Here is a 14186-nt window from a genome sequence, read left to right on the forward strand (position 1 = left end):
GCTAATACAAATTAGAGAACGGGCATCATTTACATACTTTTAAATCGCCTTCGTCGCCGTCTCTAGCCACGCAACGTGCTCAGCATCCAACAAAGGTGTCAGCTCTTTACGGACCCAGGCATGATAGTCATTCAACCATTTGATATCACCCGCACTCATTAAGGCTGGCTCTATCAAACGTAAATCAATCGGACACAACGTTACTGTCTCAAAATCATACAACGGAATGTCTAAACCAACCATTTTTCCGGCATCGCGAACAATAATAAGGTTTTCGATACGAATACCGTACTCACCTGCTTTGTAATAGCCTGGCTCGTTTGACAAGAACATACCCGGCTCTAAAGCGACTGGCGATGAAGCCTTGGCAATACGTTGCGGCCCCTCGTGTACACCAAGGAAACACCCCACGCCATGCCCCGTACCATGATCATAATCGAGCCCCGCATCCCAAAGCGGACGTCTGGCGAGACTATCCAGCTGAATACCGTTTGTTCCCTTGGGGAATTTCGCAGTAGATAGCGCAATGTGCCCCATAAGAACGCGCGTGAAACGGTCTTTCATTTCTGCGTTCGGCGTGCCGATAATAACCGTACGGGTAATATCAGTTGTTCCATCCAGATATTGCCCGCCTGAATCAATCAGAAAAATTTCATCCCTTTTAAGCGGCAAAGAGCTTTCATCACTCACCTTATAATGACAGAGGGCACCGTTTGGTCCCGCACCGGAAATAGTATCAAACGAAGAGTCTTTGAACAGCGGCACTTCTTCCCTGAAAGACAGAAGCTTATAAACAGCCTCCATTTCCGTCACTGGATTGTCGGTATCTGCACGTTCCGTTGCACTTTCAGTTACCCACTTTAAAAAGCGCACCATCGCAGCACCATCGCGGATGTGGGCTGCCCGTATACCATCTAATTCGGACGTATTCTTTCTGGCCTTTGGCAAGCTCACCGGGTCCATAGCGCGCACAAGATTTGCACCACTTTTTTCTAGCAATGCTGTAATACGTTCCGGACAAGTAGCAGGATCAACCAGAACTCTTTTACCCTCGCGCGCAAAAGCTTCAAGACGCGCTTCCAAAGTTCCCGGCTCGGCAACTTCAACCTGATTGTCCAATGCCGTAAGGGTTTCACTCGTTACTTTTTGAGAATCCACAAACCACTGCACATTTCCATCGGCATGAACAACAGCAAAAGAAAGCACCAATGGCGTATGGTCCACATCTTCACCGCGCACGTTCAAGAGCCACGCAACGGAATCTGGCAGACTGAGAACGGCACAATCGGCTTCTGACTTATTAAGAAGTTCGCCAATTTCTTTCCGTTTATCCTGCGAAGACTGCCCCGCATACTTCAAATCATAAGGCATGGATTTTGTACAAGGACGGGCGGGTTGATCCAACCAAACCTTATCAAGAGGATTGTCAGAAAGAGGAACAAGCTCTCCCCCCGCTTTTTCAACACCTTTTCGCAAGGCCTTGATCTGATTTTCACTTTGCAACCAAGGGTCATAGGCAATACGCATACCTGCGGATACATTCTCTTCCAGCCATTGATGGGCGGGCTCTTCAACCAAATGCTGATAGGCAAAAAGGTGTTCACTAACTTCTTGGCGCACCTGAATTGTATAACGACCATCCACAAAGATCGCCGCCTTATCCATAAGAACGGTCGCCAGCCCTGCCGATCCTGTAAACCCACTTAACCATCCAAGTCTCTGAGCTTGGGGTGGAACGTACTCCCCCTGATGTTCGTCAGTTCTCGGAACGATAAAGCCGTCCACACCTTCATTAGCCAACTGGATACGCAAAGCTTTAAGACGAGATTCATGATCAAGAGTAGCCGTTTCAGGCATTTTTTAATCCTTATACAATATACAATTTGATTTTCAGCAGATTAACCGAGCAACAGAAGCATAACAACACCTGCTTTTGCATAACTTAAAATAATTTAATTTCAACAACTTAAATCGAAAAAAACTAAATTATGCTCAAAATGCATGGCTGTGGTGCAGAATAACCGCTACCGAAAAAAAATTTATGAGCTAGATATACTGCAACAACACAGCGGCAATAGAAAGACATAGTCGGCCGCATTAACTGATCTAGGAGAAATGATCATGAGAGAAGATAAATTCGTATTCGCGGCCAACGAAATTGCTAACCAGCCTGTATTCGTAACTGTAGCGCCACACCGTTATACAAAAACATACCGCATCTATGCTGCGATATCTGGACTTGTTCAGGGCTTCAAAAACTACATGGAACGCCGTGCAACTGTCAGCCAGCTTTGGGATCTAACTGATCGCGAACTAAAAGACATCGGCCTAAGCCGTGGTAACATCGAAGCAACTGTAAACAGCCTTTATGCAGAAGCAGCAGAAAAAGAAACTAAAACTTTTGAGCCAGGTTTCTCTTTCCTTTCTTCTTCTGATTTTGTTTCAACACAGGAAACAAAAGCTGAAAACAACAGCAAAGTAGGTCGCGCAGCATAATCCCCCTTTTGCTTGCAGCTCTACTTGTTGAAACGCGCCGGAATCTCCGGCGCGTTTTTTAATACCCGGAAAAATTTAATGCCCATAAAAGGAAAGGCCGATGTTAGATTAACATCGGCCTTTCCTTTTATTTTGGGTTATTACATCAAGGATTACCTTGATAAAACCAATGTCGCCCATTCACCCAAGTGAAGCTCTCGGATAACCTTCAGCCCCAAAGCCTCATGCGCTTTCACAACTTTTTCCTGTTGCGTAATAAGTAATCCAGAGAGCACGGCAACACCGCCCTCTGCCAAGTTCTTTTCCAATAAAGGCGCCATCTGACAGAGCGGCTCCGCAAGAATATTCGCCGCAATCAAGTCATAAGGACCACGCGCAGAAACGTCCGGTGCATTGTACCCGTCACCGCAGACGCCTGTGATATCGGAAACATTATTCAGTTCAGCATTCTCCAATGCCACGCGCACAGAATCAGCATCAATATCCACGCCGAGTACGGGACAGTTCCAAAGGATTTTAATCCCCATGGATAGAATTCCAGACCCGCATCCCATATCCAGCGCGTTGACGACTTTTTTATCTTCGGCCAAATCAGTAAGCGCAACCAGACACCCCTTGGTGGTGTCGTGTTGCCCAGTACCAAACGCAACATTAGCCTCAATCAATAAAGGAACAGAACCTTCCGGTGGCTGCTCTGTTACATGAGATCCGTGCACAAAAAACTTGCCAGCCACAATTGGCGGCAAAGCCTTTTGACTTTCTGCAACCCAGTCGACATCAGGAAGTTGCTCAATAGTAGCAGTCGGGGCATCACCACCAATAATTTCGGCCGTGCTGTTCAAGATGCTGTTAACCTGTTCATCAGACGGCTTGCCATCGACATATACTTTAACGGAAACAACCCCAGATTCATTCGGGTTTGTTGTAACGATTGCACCATCAAGAGGCTCCAGAGCAAGCTCATAGATAGGTAAGTTGACCTCTTTTATATCAAGGGCAACAACCCAAACTGCGGAATTATCTTCTCTCATTACATACCTGCCTGTTCGGCGGGAACCACAAAGTTGCTCAGAACTTTTTTGCTTCCAGCCTTCTCAAAAGAAATTGTTAGACGTTCACCTTCAACCGAAGTGACCATCCCATAGCCGAATTTTTGGTGGAAAACCCGTTCTCCGCGTCCAAAACCGCTTTTACTTTCCGAAATTTTCTGCGCTGCTTGTCGGACAAGCTTTGATTCGCCCCCTGAATAGCTTCGCGCGCGTTGCATCCCTGGACTTGTGCGATCATTATCCTGCCACCCTTTGTTTCCGGAACCAAAACCACCATAAGATGGCTCTAACGGCGCAGAGTAAATACCGCGATCACTTTCCCGCTCAACATGTTCATGGGGCAGCTCATCCACGAAACGAGACGGGATTGCCGAGGCCCAAGACCCATGCATACGCCTGTTCGCTGCAAATGAAATAATGGCGCGTTCTCTGGCACGGGTTAACCCGACATAGGCAAGACGCCTTTCTTCTTCCAGCCCCTTAAGGCCTTGTTCGTCCATGGCGCGTTGGTTCGGAAATAGCCCCTCTTCCCAGCCCGGGAGGAAAACTGTTTCGAACTCAAGTCCCTTAGCCCCATGCAAGGTCATGATTGAAACCATTTCCTGATTTTGCTTACTATTGGTATCCATCACAAGACTGACGTGTTCGAGAAAATCAGGAAGACTTTCGAATTCCCCCAAAGCATTTACTAGCTCGCGTAAATTCTCAACACGCCCTTTGGCTTCAACTGATTTATCATTCTGCCAGAATTCCAGATAGCCGCTTTCTTCCAGTATTAGATCAGCCAACTCTGGATGCGGCATATCACCTTTCAAGCTCTGCCAGCGGTCGACCTGCGCAACAAACCCGGCCATGGACTTACGCGCAGCCGGACGTAGCTCGTCCGTTTCAACAATTTCCTGCGCTGCTTTAAACATCGACGTCTCAATCTGGCGGGCCAGTTGATGAACCACACTGACCGCTGCCGGACCAAGTCCTCTTTTCGGTGTGTTAATAACTCGTTCGAAAGCCAGACTGTCATCCGCTGAATTCACAAGACGCAAATACGCCAAGGCATCACGGATCTCCATACGTTCGTAGAAACGCGCGCCACCGATAACCCGATAGGGAATGCCTAGGGTCAAAAAGCGTTCTTCAAATTCGCGGGTCATTGCACCTGTGCGCACAAGAACCGCTATCTGATCCAGCGACTGTCCTTGGCGTTGTAAGCTTTCTGTCTCTTCACCGACAAACCGGGCTTCGGCTTCACCATCCCAAAGTCCCCGGACGCGAAGCATTTCTCCTTCGTCATCATCCGTCCAAAGCGTCTTGCCTAGACGTCCTTCATTATGACTAATGACAGAGGAAGCCGCGGCAAGTATCCGTCCAGTCGAACGATAATTCCGTTCCAAGCGAACAACCTTTGCACCGGGAAAATCTTTTTCAAAGCGAAGGATGTTACCAACCTCGGCACCACGCCACCCATAGATGGATTGATCATCGTCGCCAACACAACACACATTTTGATGTCCCTGCGCCAAAAGACGCAACCAAAGATACTGTGCCACGTTGGTATCCTGATACTCATCGACCAGAATATAATGAAAACGTCGATGATAATCCGCCAAGACATCCGGATAGGTCTGAAAGATAACCAGTGTATGCAACAGCAGATCCCCAAAATCACAGGCGTTGAGCTCTTTCATACGCTGCTGATAGCTCTGGTAAATTTTATGAATGCGCCCGCCCGCAAACTCTTTGGCATCACTTGCTGAAACATGATCCGGCGTTTGCCCTCGATCTTTCCAGCGCTGAATAACGCCGAGAACCGATTTCGGTGGCCACTTTTTATCGTCGAGGTTGCTCTCTTTCAGAAGCTGCTTCACCAAACGCAGTTGATCATCCGTATCGATAATCGCAAAATCAGATCCAAGCCCAACCTTTTCTGCATGGGCCCGCAACATACGAACCGCAATGGCATGGAAGGTTCCCAACCACCATCGCTCTACTGTTGGCTCATTCAGAATCGAAGCAACACGCTCTTTCATCTCTTGTGCTGCTTTATTGGTAAAGGTCACAGCAAGAACCTGACCGGGGAAAGCTTTTCCCGTCGCCAGAATATGAGCAAGGCGTGTCGTTAGAACCCGCGTCTTCCCCGTTCCGGCCCCGGCCAGAACAAGAACAGGTCCATCCGTGGTCTGAACGGCATCCATCTGCGATTCATTGAGACCGGTAAGATAGGGCGGCAGCCCTTCGTTTTGCATTTGCGATTCGTCTATCATGATTGGTTTATAGCGCAGCTTCTCAACAAGCTCATCCACTTTTAGCTCTTGACCTAAAGTTCAAACAACTCTTTATGTTATGCAAAAGTCTGGATCACAAGAATATACAGGAAAAAACATGACCCGTATTACAGAGCGCCACGCGCTACTTTCTGAAACACCAAGCACACAACGGGTCGTAACCATGCATCGCTACGGCGCAGGCACAAATGGTAAAATTGCCTATGTACAGGCCTGTCTGCACGCGGACGAAACCCCGGCTATGGCTTGCACACATCACCTTCTGCAACGCTTGGAAGAAGCGGACCAACAAGGATTACTAACAGGTGAAATTGTCGTCGTTCCCTTTGCCAACCCGATCGGGTTGGATCAATTTGAAGACGATATTCTTTTGGGGCGCGTTCACCGTGGTGGCGATGGTAATTTTAACCGGGGGTGGTACGATCTGACAGCAATGATGAAAGATCGCCTTGCAGGTAAACTCGGCAATGATGAAAACGATAATGTAAAACTTATTCGCGCGACAATGCAGGACGTTCTGGACGAAGTTACACCGACGAGCGAATTCGCTAGCCTTCGCAAAATACTGACGAAAGAAGCCGCTCGCGCTGATTATGTCTTTGACCTGCACTGTGACGACGAATCTCTTCCCTATCTTTATATTTCTGACCTCAACTGGCCAGACTGTCAGGATTTTGCCGCTGATTTTGGCGCAACAGCCGTCATGATGGCTGAAAATTCCGGCGGCGGTAGCTTTGACGAAGTATATACCCGTCCGTGGGCTGAACTCTCACGCCTTTTCCCGGATGCAGCAATTCCGCAAGCAACTATGTCAATGACTGTTGAGCATCGCGGACGCCCAGATGTATCAGACGAGATCGGGGCAAAAGATGCTGAAGCTCTCTTTAAGTTTTTCATTCGCCGCGGCCTGATCGAAGGCGATGCAGGTCCGATACCTACCCCTTTGTGTGAAGCAACGGGTACAGACGCATGCGAGATTATTCCCTCACCGGGGGCTGGCTTTGTTACCTACTGTCGCGAATTGGGTGACATTGTGAAAAAGGGTGATCAAATTGCAACCTTAATCGACCCAGCAGCAGAAGATCCAACCAAATCGCGTACTCCAATATATGCAGGAACCGACGGTATATTCTTTACGCGCCGCCAGCATAAAGCCGTGAAACCCGGTCTTGTGGTCGGGAAAGTTGCCGGCAAAGAACCTCTCAAAGCAGGATATCTTTTGGAAGACTAATTTCCGGGGGCATTCAGATAAATAGATAAGGGCTGAGACGACATACCGTTCTCAGCCCTTATTTGTAGCAAAATCATTTTTAAGCAGAATCAATTACATGTCACCACGCTCTTCTGCGCGCGCCTGTTCCATCGCTTTTTTATAAGCAAGCGCAACGTCGTGTTCGTGCAGAACGCCCTTGAGAATACCCTCTTCATCAATGACAGGAATATAGACTTCACCGCTTGCGCCATGAGCCTGGAGTGCCTGTTCAATGTTCGAATTCTCTTCCAGCTGCACAGCCTTGGTTCTCGCAATATCCAATGCCGTTAGAGCAACGCCCTTTTCCTCTTGAAGATCCAGACCGTCCGCCAATTCAATAAAGCTAATCGACCCTTTGAAGTGCTCATCTTCATCCACGACAAATACCTGCCCAAGCCTTGTTTTCCTAATTTTTTCCCTGACATGATTCAAATTGGCAGTCGTTTCGACGGTTGAAACTTCGTTATGCACCATATGCGATATGGTAATGGAACGCATCAGGCTTGCTTCTCGTCCTCCGCGAATCTCAACCCCTCTTCTTTCAAGCTGCCACATAAAAAATGACCGTCCATGAACTTGTTGCGTAATCACACTCGCAAGAGAAGTCGCGATCATCACCGCAATAGTTAAGGCATAGTCATTTGTCAGTTCAAATATCATCAAAATAGTCGAAACCGGCGCACCAAGAACCGCCCCGGCAACAGCCCCCATTCCAATAACGGTATAAGCCCCGGTTCCGGACGAGAGTTCCGGGAAAATACTGGTGGCAATGATTCCATATGCGCCACCGACCATAGCCCCCAGAAAAATTGATGGCGAAAAGACCCCACCAGAAAACCCAGATCCCAGCGAGATAGCTGTGGCTATCGTTTTAACCACAATCAAGGCCAACAACAGCCACAAGGGATAAAGCTCGGACAAAGCTGCATCTGTCGCCTCGTAACCAACCCCAAGGACTTGAGGGAAGACAAGCGCCATAACACCCAAAGCCAGTCCCCCGACCATTGGCCTTACCCAAACAGGAACATTTAACTTTTTAAATGTGTCTTCCGCAAAAATAATTGCCCACATAAAAGCGATCGCTGCTAACGCCGAAATAATCCCCAAAAGAGCAAAGGCAGGGAATTCCCAAAACGACGACAATGACATTGCCTTGGGCAAGATGAAGGCAGGAAAATCACCGTAATAAATACGACTGATGATCGTACCCACAACAGACGCGATCACAATTGGTGCAAAAGCGGAAAGCGCATAGTGACCAACGACAACTTCGAGAGCAAAAAACACCCCCGCAATAGGCGCATTAAAGGACGTCGCGATAGCAGCCGCAACTCCACATCCCAAAAGTGTACGGAAAAGGGAATAACCAAGATGTAATCTTTTCGAAAGCCAAGCACCAATTGATGCCCCTAGATGAACAACAGGTCCTTCACGTCCCACTGATGCACCAACACCGATTGAAAAGGCAGATGCAATCGCAGCTCGAATACCTATGCTCAAGGACATACGTCCGCCCTTAAGCGCGGTTGCTTCGATTACATGGGGAACACTTTGCGGCTTACCATCTGGTAGAAAATACCGTATGAACAACCCAACAATTCCTCCTCCAACAACAGGAACAAGAACAATCTGCCACCACGGCAACCCTGCGATTCCAGCGGATACCTTTTCGCCTTGAAAGCCGTAAAAAAACATCTGAACAAGATCAATAAAATGACGAAACGCCATTGCTGCGAGCCCGGCAGCCACACCAATAATGACAGCCAAAGACGATAGAATGACCTGTTCATTTTGTATGAATTGCTTGATCTGTTGTATCGGAGACAATCGGGGGGCTTTATCTTTGGACATACTTGCCCCGTTTCGCGAGAGAGCCAAAGATAGCATTTGGACACAAACCGATTATACAGATTATGCCGTTACCCATCCCCAGAGGTAAAAAAGAAGTGCAAATTAAGTTAAGCAGGACCGCCATCCATAGCTAAAGTATTTAGTCGTTCTAATAACCGTTATAACGCTATGGAAATTATAGTTCCACCAGAACAATGTATTTTTTATAAAATCACTTAAAAGAGCACATGAAATATTTTTATTAAAACTAGCTAGCATAAAAAATGAGCGGCATTAAAACAGACTGGCTAAATGTATTCACAAGAATACTATTTACAGCGTCCTATTGATCCCTCAGCACAAATTCTTTTACCATCGATCCAAGTCGCACCAGACAAATCAGCCTTTGTTAAATCGGCCCCCTCTATTTTTGCCTTGGTCAGATTGGCACCTCTTAAATTTGTTTTAAAAAGTCGGGCACGTTTCAAATTTGCTTTGGTAAAATTAGCAGATTGTAAATTTGCTTTGGTAAAGTCAGCCTCGGGCAACGAAGCTTTTGAAAAGTCGGCCTCAACCAATGAAGCACTGACAAACTTGACCCTAAAGGCAGAAATATTATTAAGATCAGCCTGATCAAGAGAGCCACGCAAAAAGCTCGCGCCTCGTAAATGAGAACCGGAAAGGTCGACATCATCCAAGTTCAAGCCGTCCATATTACACCGTTGCCAATCCACATCAGCCCCTGCCGGATCTGTACAAGCTGCGAGAACAACAGAGGAAGATTGAAAATAGGTAAAAACGAGAATCGCGAGACAAAGACTTTTTTTCATAACCTTAATGTTAGAAATCAAAGGCCTAACTTCAAGTAAATTCAATTTCACTTGCTACCCTTTCGCAATTTAGACGCAAGATACAGATTAGGATAAACGGATCAGGATTTATTATCCCATGACATTATTGATCGCCCGATATTAACAGGCAAGGGCATGTCCTTTTGAGCTTCGTATATCTCTCTCAGGTTACAAACCAATGTATCCGACATTTCACATGAGGCTCGTTTTTCCAGATCCACATGAAGAGAGATCCATTCAGACGTCGCGGCTAAATATCCCGCATCAACATTATAAAGTGAATGGTGGTAGCTCATCTTTTTACGATCAAACCCCAGCAACCTGGTTTCAACTCTCATATTCGAACCATAGTGTAGTTCTTTTACATAGTTCACATGATTTTCAACCACGAAGGTCGAACATCTCTTTTCTTGTCGATAGTCTTCCGTCACGCCGAAAAATTCTAGAAAAGCATCCGTCGCATTACAGAAAACGTGCATATAATAAGCAACATTCATATGCCCGTTATAATCAAGCCATTCGGACGGGACGCGCCCTTCAAAAGTAATCAGGGGCATTACCTCGTTCGAATTAATCACGCCTATATTCCTCTATCCGATAAATAAGAAAACAACACAATGCGTCACGAATCCATTAAAAACCACATTGCGAAAAAAGATTAATAAAACATTACGCTAACAAAGATTCGCAAGCCTTGTTTTGCTAAAGTTTAAAACAAATCAAAGGATGATGATGCAAAAATGCAACAGTACGTTTCTTCTACCGCATTTTCTTACTCTTATGACTGGTTTTGCTATCAAGCCTGTGATAATCAACCATACTAAGTTTTGTACTCTTTAAAAGAACGTATTGTTTTTTACCTTTTAAGAGCATTAAGTATTTTTGTTTTGTTCATATACATTTGCTTTGAGATACCAACGTATATCGAGCAAGTGTCAGGGGGGTCTCTGGTGGACAAGTGTTATGACCGTAGAAACAAATGATAGGCGAAATGTCGTGGGGTTAGGTATTTTGTCCGAGATTAATTCTCGACTAATTAAACGTTTGGTGGCTTTTACAGCTGTTGCTATTTTTGTGACAGGCTGTGCAAGCAAGCCAAATTCAACGCTGCAGGATGAAGCGAATGCTACCACTGATGATCAGTGGGCGCAGACTGAAAGCTCTGCTGCAGTTGAAGAAGGTGACAACGATCCAATTGAAACCGTTAACCGCTTTATTTTTGCGTTTAACGATGCAGCAGATACGCTGATCTTCCGCCCAGTTGCAGAAGGCTACCGTTTCATTGTCCCATCACCTATTCGTGATTCTGTTCGAAACTTCATCAGAAACACATACTCACCTGTCATCCTTGCGAATGATCTTCTTCAAGGTGATATCCAGAAGGCAGAAAATACTTTTGCACGATTCTTGGTGAATACGATTGCTGGTGCCGGTGGCTTGGCAGACGTTGCGGGTCAAACTGGTCTAGAATATCATTCTGAAGATTTTGGTCAGACCATGGGCACTTGGGGTGTTCCCGAAGGTCCCTATCTGGTTCTTCCAATTCTTGGTCCATCCAACGTTCGTGATGGTGTTGGCCTGATCGGTGACGCGCTTCTTGATCCATTGACTTATGTTGCAAAAACAGAAGTTCTGATTGCACGTAAGGTGACAGACGGTATCGACAAAAGATCACGTAACATTGAAACACTTGATGAGCTAGAGCGTGATTCAGTTGATTTCTATGCCCGAGTTCGTTCGCTGTACCATCAGAAACGCGAAAACGAAATTAATGACGGTGACGTAGAACCAACATTGGCGCCAGGATTAACAGACATCTTCCCTGAAGATGATGATCAAGTTTCTCTTGTGGAATAAGCCATGAAGCACATTACTTGCTTTATAAAAAACATAGCAGCTCTCCTTGTGGGGGCTGCTTTCTGTTTGACCGCCTTTAATGGCACGGTACATGCAGACGATGACGCAGGTCTCTTCCTAAAGGCCCTGCAAGAAAAAGCCATTACCCAACTATCAAACGAAGACGTTTCCTTAGAAGATCGTGAAAAACAATTCCGCACTCTTCTAAAGGAAAATTTCGATGTTGAAGGTATCGCACGCTTTGTGATTGGTAAGTATTGGCGCAAAGCTGAAACAGGACATCGTGATGAATTCACGGTAATATTTGAAGATGTCATGGTTCAACGCTTCCTGCCAACTTTCAACCAATATGCAAGCTCAGATTTTGAAATAACAAAAGTTGTTCCAAAAAAATCTTTTTTTATCGTCTTCAGCACAATTAAAGCTGAAAACGGAGAGCCTGCACAGATACTGTGGCGTGTTGAAAAGAAAGAAGGCTCATCTTCTTATATCATTACAGATATTGCTGCCGAAGGTATTAGCCTGCGATCCACTTACAGATCTGATTATACATCAGCCTTAAAAAGCCTCGGTGGAGACCTTTCTGCGCTTAACAGCAAGCTACGCGAAAAAGTCCAATCGGGTGATTTTGCTCCTAAAGAAAACAGCTAGGACAAGCCGCACGACAAAAATATTTAAAAGCCTCGGATTTTAAAATCCGAGGCTTTTTTTGTATGTGCAAAAAGAAATGTGATTATTGGGAAGCTATTATAGGTAAGTAATGTCCCGTTCCATTTAACAAAAAAGGTGTCGAAACAATACGTTCCAACACCTTTTATAATCAGCCCTAAAGAAGTAGAGACCCTCTCTACCGTTTCAAAGGTTTGTATTTAATACGATGTGGTTGATCAGCCTCTGCACCCAAGCGACGCTTGCGATCAGCTTCATAATCTTCGTAATTTCCTTCGAACCATACGACCTGACTGTCGCCCTCAAAGGCAAGTATATGGGTTGCGATACGATCCAGGAACCAGCGATCGTGCGATGTCACCAAGACACAACCGCTATAATCAAGAATTGATTCTTCGAGAGAACGCAGTGTATCCACGTCCAAATCATTTGTCGGCTCATCAAGAAGAATAACGTTCGCGCTTTTGCGTAACATCTTTGCAAGATGCACACGATTTCGCTCACCACCGGAAAGCTGACCAACTTTCTTTTGCTGATCACCACCTTTGAAGTTAAACGCGCCCACATAAGAACGGGACTGATAGGTGTGCTTACCAATCTCAATGACATCAAGCCCGTCCGAGATTTCCTCCCAAACATTCTTTTCAGCAGAAAGCGCATCACGGCTTTGATCGACATATCCGATTTCGACAGTCTCACCAACATTCATAGAACCTTCGCTTGGCTCTTCTTGACCAGTGATCATTCTGAACAACGTCGTTTTACCAGCCCCGTTAGGACCGATAATACCAACAATGGCACCTTTTGGAATTTTGAAGTTCAGATTTTCGATCAAAAGCTTATCACCAAAAGCTTTTGAAAGGTTATTCGCTTCAATAACAAGATCTCCCAAACGTGGGGCCGGCGGGATAACAATACGACCCGGGTCCGGCGCACGAGAGCTTTCTTCTTGTACCAATGTTTCATAAGCCTGTAGACGTGCTTTAGATTTTGTCTGACGCGCTTTCGCCCCCTGACGTACCCATTGCAATTCGTCTTTAAGGAATTTCTGCTTCGCGCTTTCCTGCTTCTCTTCAATCGAAAGACGCTTCTGCTTTTGCTCCAGCCAGCTTGAATAGTTTCCTTCGTAGGGAATACCTTCTCCGCGGTCTAGTTCCAAAATCCAGCCCGCAACATTATCCAGGAAGTATCTATCGTGCGTCACACACACAACAGTCCCTTTATAGTCTTCCAAGAAGCGCTCTAGCCATGATACTGATTCAGCATCAAGGTGGTTGGTAGGCTCATCGAGAAGTAGCATATCAGGCGTGGATAGAAGCAACTGGCACAAAGCAACGCGGCGGCGCTCACCACCTGACAGCTTTGTCACATCGGCATCACCGGGTGGGCAGCGCAGGGCATCCATAGCAATTTCAACCTGACGATCAAGGTCCCAAGCATCTAGGGCATCAATCTTTTCCTGTAGCTCGCCTTGTTGCGTGATCAAATCATCCATTTCGTCCGGATCAACTTCGGCAAACTTGGCACTTAATGCTTCGAAATTTTCCAACAGCGCTTTTGTTTCTGCTACGCCTTCGAAAACATTTCCCGCAACATCCTTTTCAGGATCAAGCTGCGGCTCCTGAGGCAGGTAACCAACTTTCACACCGTCGGCAGCACGTGCCTCGCCGTTGATTTCGTTATCCAGACCCGCCATGACTTTCATCAGGGTCGACTTACCTGAACCATTCAGCCCCAAAACGCCAATTTTTGCGCCAGGAAGAAAGTTCAAATGAATGTTCTTTAGAACCTGTTTTCCACCGGGAAAGGTTTTAGAAACCCCATCCATTTGATAGATGTACTGATATGATGCCATTCGGCGCTCCAATTAATGGTATGTGTAATTTTGCAGCAAGCCTGC

Annotated in this window: 11 protein-coding genes; 4 read left to right on the forward strand and 7 right to left on the reverse strand. The window is 46.1% G+C overall.

Features of this window, described 5'->3' with window-relative positions; all coding sequences use genetic code 11:
* Positions 1–39: 39 nt before the first annotated feature.
* Positions 40–1857 (reverse strand): aminopeptidase P family protein, encoded by a 1818-nt coding sequence (locus ACN0W5_RS09210; RefSeq protein ID WP_417453844.1) that lies wholly within the window; start codon positions 1855–1857, stop codon positions 40–42.
* 264 nt (positions 1858–2121) lie between these two features.
* On the opposite strand from ACN0W5_RS09210, the gene ACN0W5_RS09215 reads away from it, so the two are divergent.
* A complete protein-coding gene (locus tag ACN0W5_RS09215) occupies positions 2122–2496 on the forward strand; it encodes a DUF1127 domain-containing protein (protein WP_417453845.1) in 375 nt (124 codons plus the stop codon).
* A gap of 152 nt (positions 2497–2648) precedes the next feature.
* Here the strand turns inward: ACN0W5_RS09215 and ACN0W5_RS09220 are convergent, their stop codons facing one another.
* A complete protein-coding gene (locus tag ACN0W5_RS09220; protein WP_417453846.1) occupies positions 2649–3527 on the reverse strand; it encodes a 50S ribosomal protein L11 methyltransferase in 879 nt (292 codons plus the stop codon).
* Positions 3527–5806 (reverse strand): ATP-dependent helicase, encoded by a 2280-nt coding sequence (locus ACN0W5_RS09225; RefSeq protein ID WP_417454031.1) that lies wholly within the window; start codon positions 5804–5806, stop codon positions 3527–3529. The genes ACN0W5_RS09220 and ACN0W5_RS09225 overlap by 1 nt, the downstream gene beginning before the upstream one ends.
* A 118-nt stretch (positions 5807–5924) precedes the next feature.
* Here ACN0W5_RS09225 and ACN0W5_RS09230 point away from each other — a divergent pair, with 118 nt between their 5' ends.
* The gene (locus ACN0W5_RS09230) at positions 5925–7058 is read left to right on the forward strand and encodes a succinylglutamate desuccinylase/aspartoacylase family protein (RefSeq protein WP_417453847.1); all 1134 of its coding nucleotides are present in this window, start codon (positions 5925–5927) and stop codon (positions 7056–7058) included.
* A 93-nt stretch (positions 7059–7151) separates the two neighbouring features.
* On the opposite strand, the gene ACN0W5_RS09235 is transcribed toward ACN0W5_RS09230, so the two are convergent.
* The 3 genes from ACN0W5_RS09235 to ACN0W5_RS09245 all read right to left on the reverse strand — a co-directional run bounded on the left by ACN0W5_RS09235 (position 7152) and on the right by ACN0W5_RS09245 (position 10338).
* On the reverse strand, positions 7152–8930 hold the full coding sequence (locus tag ACN0W5_RS09235; RefSeq protein WP_417453848.1) for a chloride channel protein: 1779 nt from the start codon (positions 8928–8930) through the stop codon (positions 7152–7154).
* Positions 8931–9238: 308 nt separating this feature from the next.
* Positions 9239–9790: a pentapeptide repeat-containing protein gene (locus ACN0W5_RS09240; RefSeq protein ID WP_417453849.1), complete on the reverse strand. Its 552-nt coding sequence runs from the start codon at positions 9788–9790 to the stop codon at positions 9239–9241.
* A 50-nt stretch (positions 9791–9840) separates the two neighbouring features.
* On the reverse strand, positions 9841–10338 hold the full coding sequence (locus tag ACN0W5_RS09245; protein WP_417453850.1) for a thioesterase family protein: 498 nt from the start codon (positions 10336–10338) through the stop codon (positions 9841–9843).
* Positions 10339–10723: 385 nt separating this feature from the next.
* Between ACN0W5_RS09245 and ACN0W5_RS09250 the strand changes: the two genes are divergently transcribed.
* Together ACN0W5_RS09250 and ACN0W5_RS09255 are read left to right on the forward strand one after the other, a co-directional pair.
* On the forward strand, positions 10724–11617 hold the full coding sequence (locus ACN0W5_RS09250) for a VacJ family lipoprotein (protein WP_417453851.1): 894 nt from the start codon (positions 10724–10726) through the stop codon (positions 11615–11617).
* Between the two features lie 3 nt (positions 11618–11620).
* On the forward strand, positions 11621–12268 hold the full coding sequence (locus ACN0W5_RS09255) for an MlaC/ttg2D family ABC transporter substrate-binding protein (protein WP_417453852.1): 648 nt from the start codon (positions 11621–11623) through the stop codon (positions 12266–12268).
* A 196-nt stretch (positions 12269–12464) separates the two neighbouring features.
* On the opposite strand, the gene ettA is transcribed toward ACN0W5_RS09255, so the two are convergent.
* Complete coding sequence (ettA, locus tag ACN0W5_RS09260; protein ID WP_417453853.1) at positions 12465–14141, reverse strand: energy-dependent translational throttle protein EttA; 1677 nt, start codon at positions 14139–14141, stop codon at positions 12465–12467.
* Positions 14142–14186 lie beyond the last annotated feature (45 nt).

This window comes from Kiloniella sp., assembly GCF_048270245.1.
Taxonomy (GTDB): domain Bacteria; phylum Pseudomonadota; class Alphaproteobacteria; order Kiloniellales; family Kiloniellaceae; genus Kiloniella.

What these genes read in the sequence shown, in the direction of transcription:
- ACN0W5_RS09235 (WP_417453848.1), bottom strand. Translation starts at nt 8,930, where the DNA reads ATGTCCAAAGATAAAGCCCCCCGATTGTCTCCGATACAACAGATCAAG.
- ACN0W5_RS09220 (WP_417453846.1), bottom strand. Translation starts at nt 3,527, where the DNA reads ATGAGAGAAGATAATTCCGCAGTTTGGGTTGTTGCCCTTGATATAAAA.
- ettA (WP_417453853.1), bottom strand. Translation starts at nt 14,141, where the DNA reads ATGGCATCATATCAGTACATCTATCAAATGGATGGGGTTTCTAAAACC.
- ACN0W5_RS09255 (WP_417453852.1), top strand. Translation starts at nt 11,621, where the DNA reads ATGAAGCACATTACTTGCTTTATAAAAAACATAGCAGCTCTCCTTGTG.
- ACN0W5_RS09250 (WP_417453851.1), top strand. Translation starts at nt 10,724, where the DNA reads ATGACCGTAGAAACAAATGATAGGCGAAATGTCGTGGGGTTAGGTATT.
- ACN0W5_RS09230 (WP_417453847.1), top strand. Translation starts at nt 5,925, where the DNA reads ATGACCCGTATTACAGAGCGCCACGCGCTACTTTCTGAAACACCAAGC.
- ACN0W5_RS09215 (WP_417453845.1), top strand. Translation starts at nt 2,122, where the DNA reads ATGAGAGAAGATAAATTCGTATTCGCGGCCAACGAAATTGCTAACCAG.
- ACN0W5_RS09210 (WP_417453844.1), bottom strand. Translation starts at nt 1,857, where the DNA reads ATGCCTGAAACGGCTACTCTTGATCATGAATCTCGTCTTAAAGCTTTG.
- ACN0W5_RS09225 (WP_417454031.1), bottom strand. Translation starts at nt 5,806, where the DNA reads ATGATAGACGAATCGCAAATGCAAAACGAAGGGCTGCCGCCCTATCTT.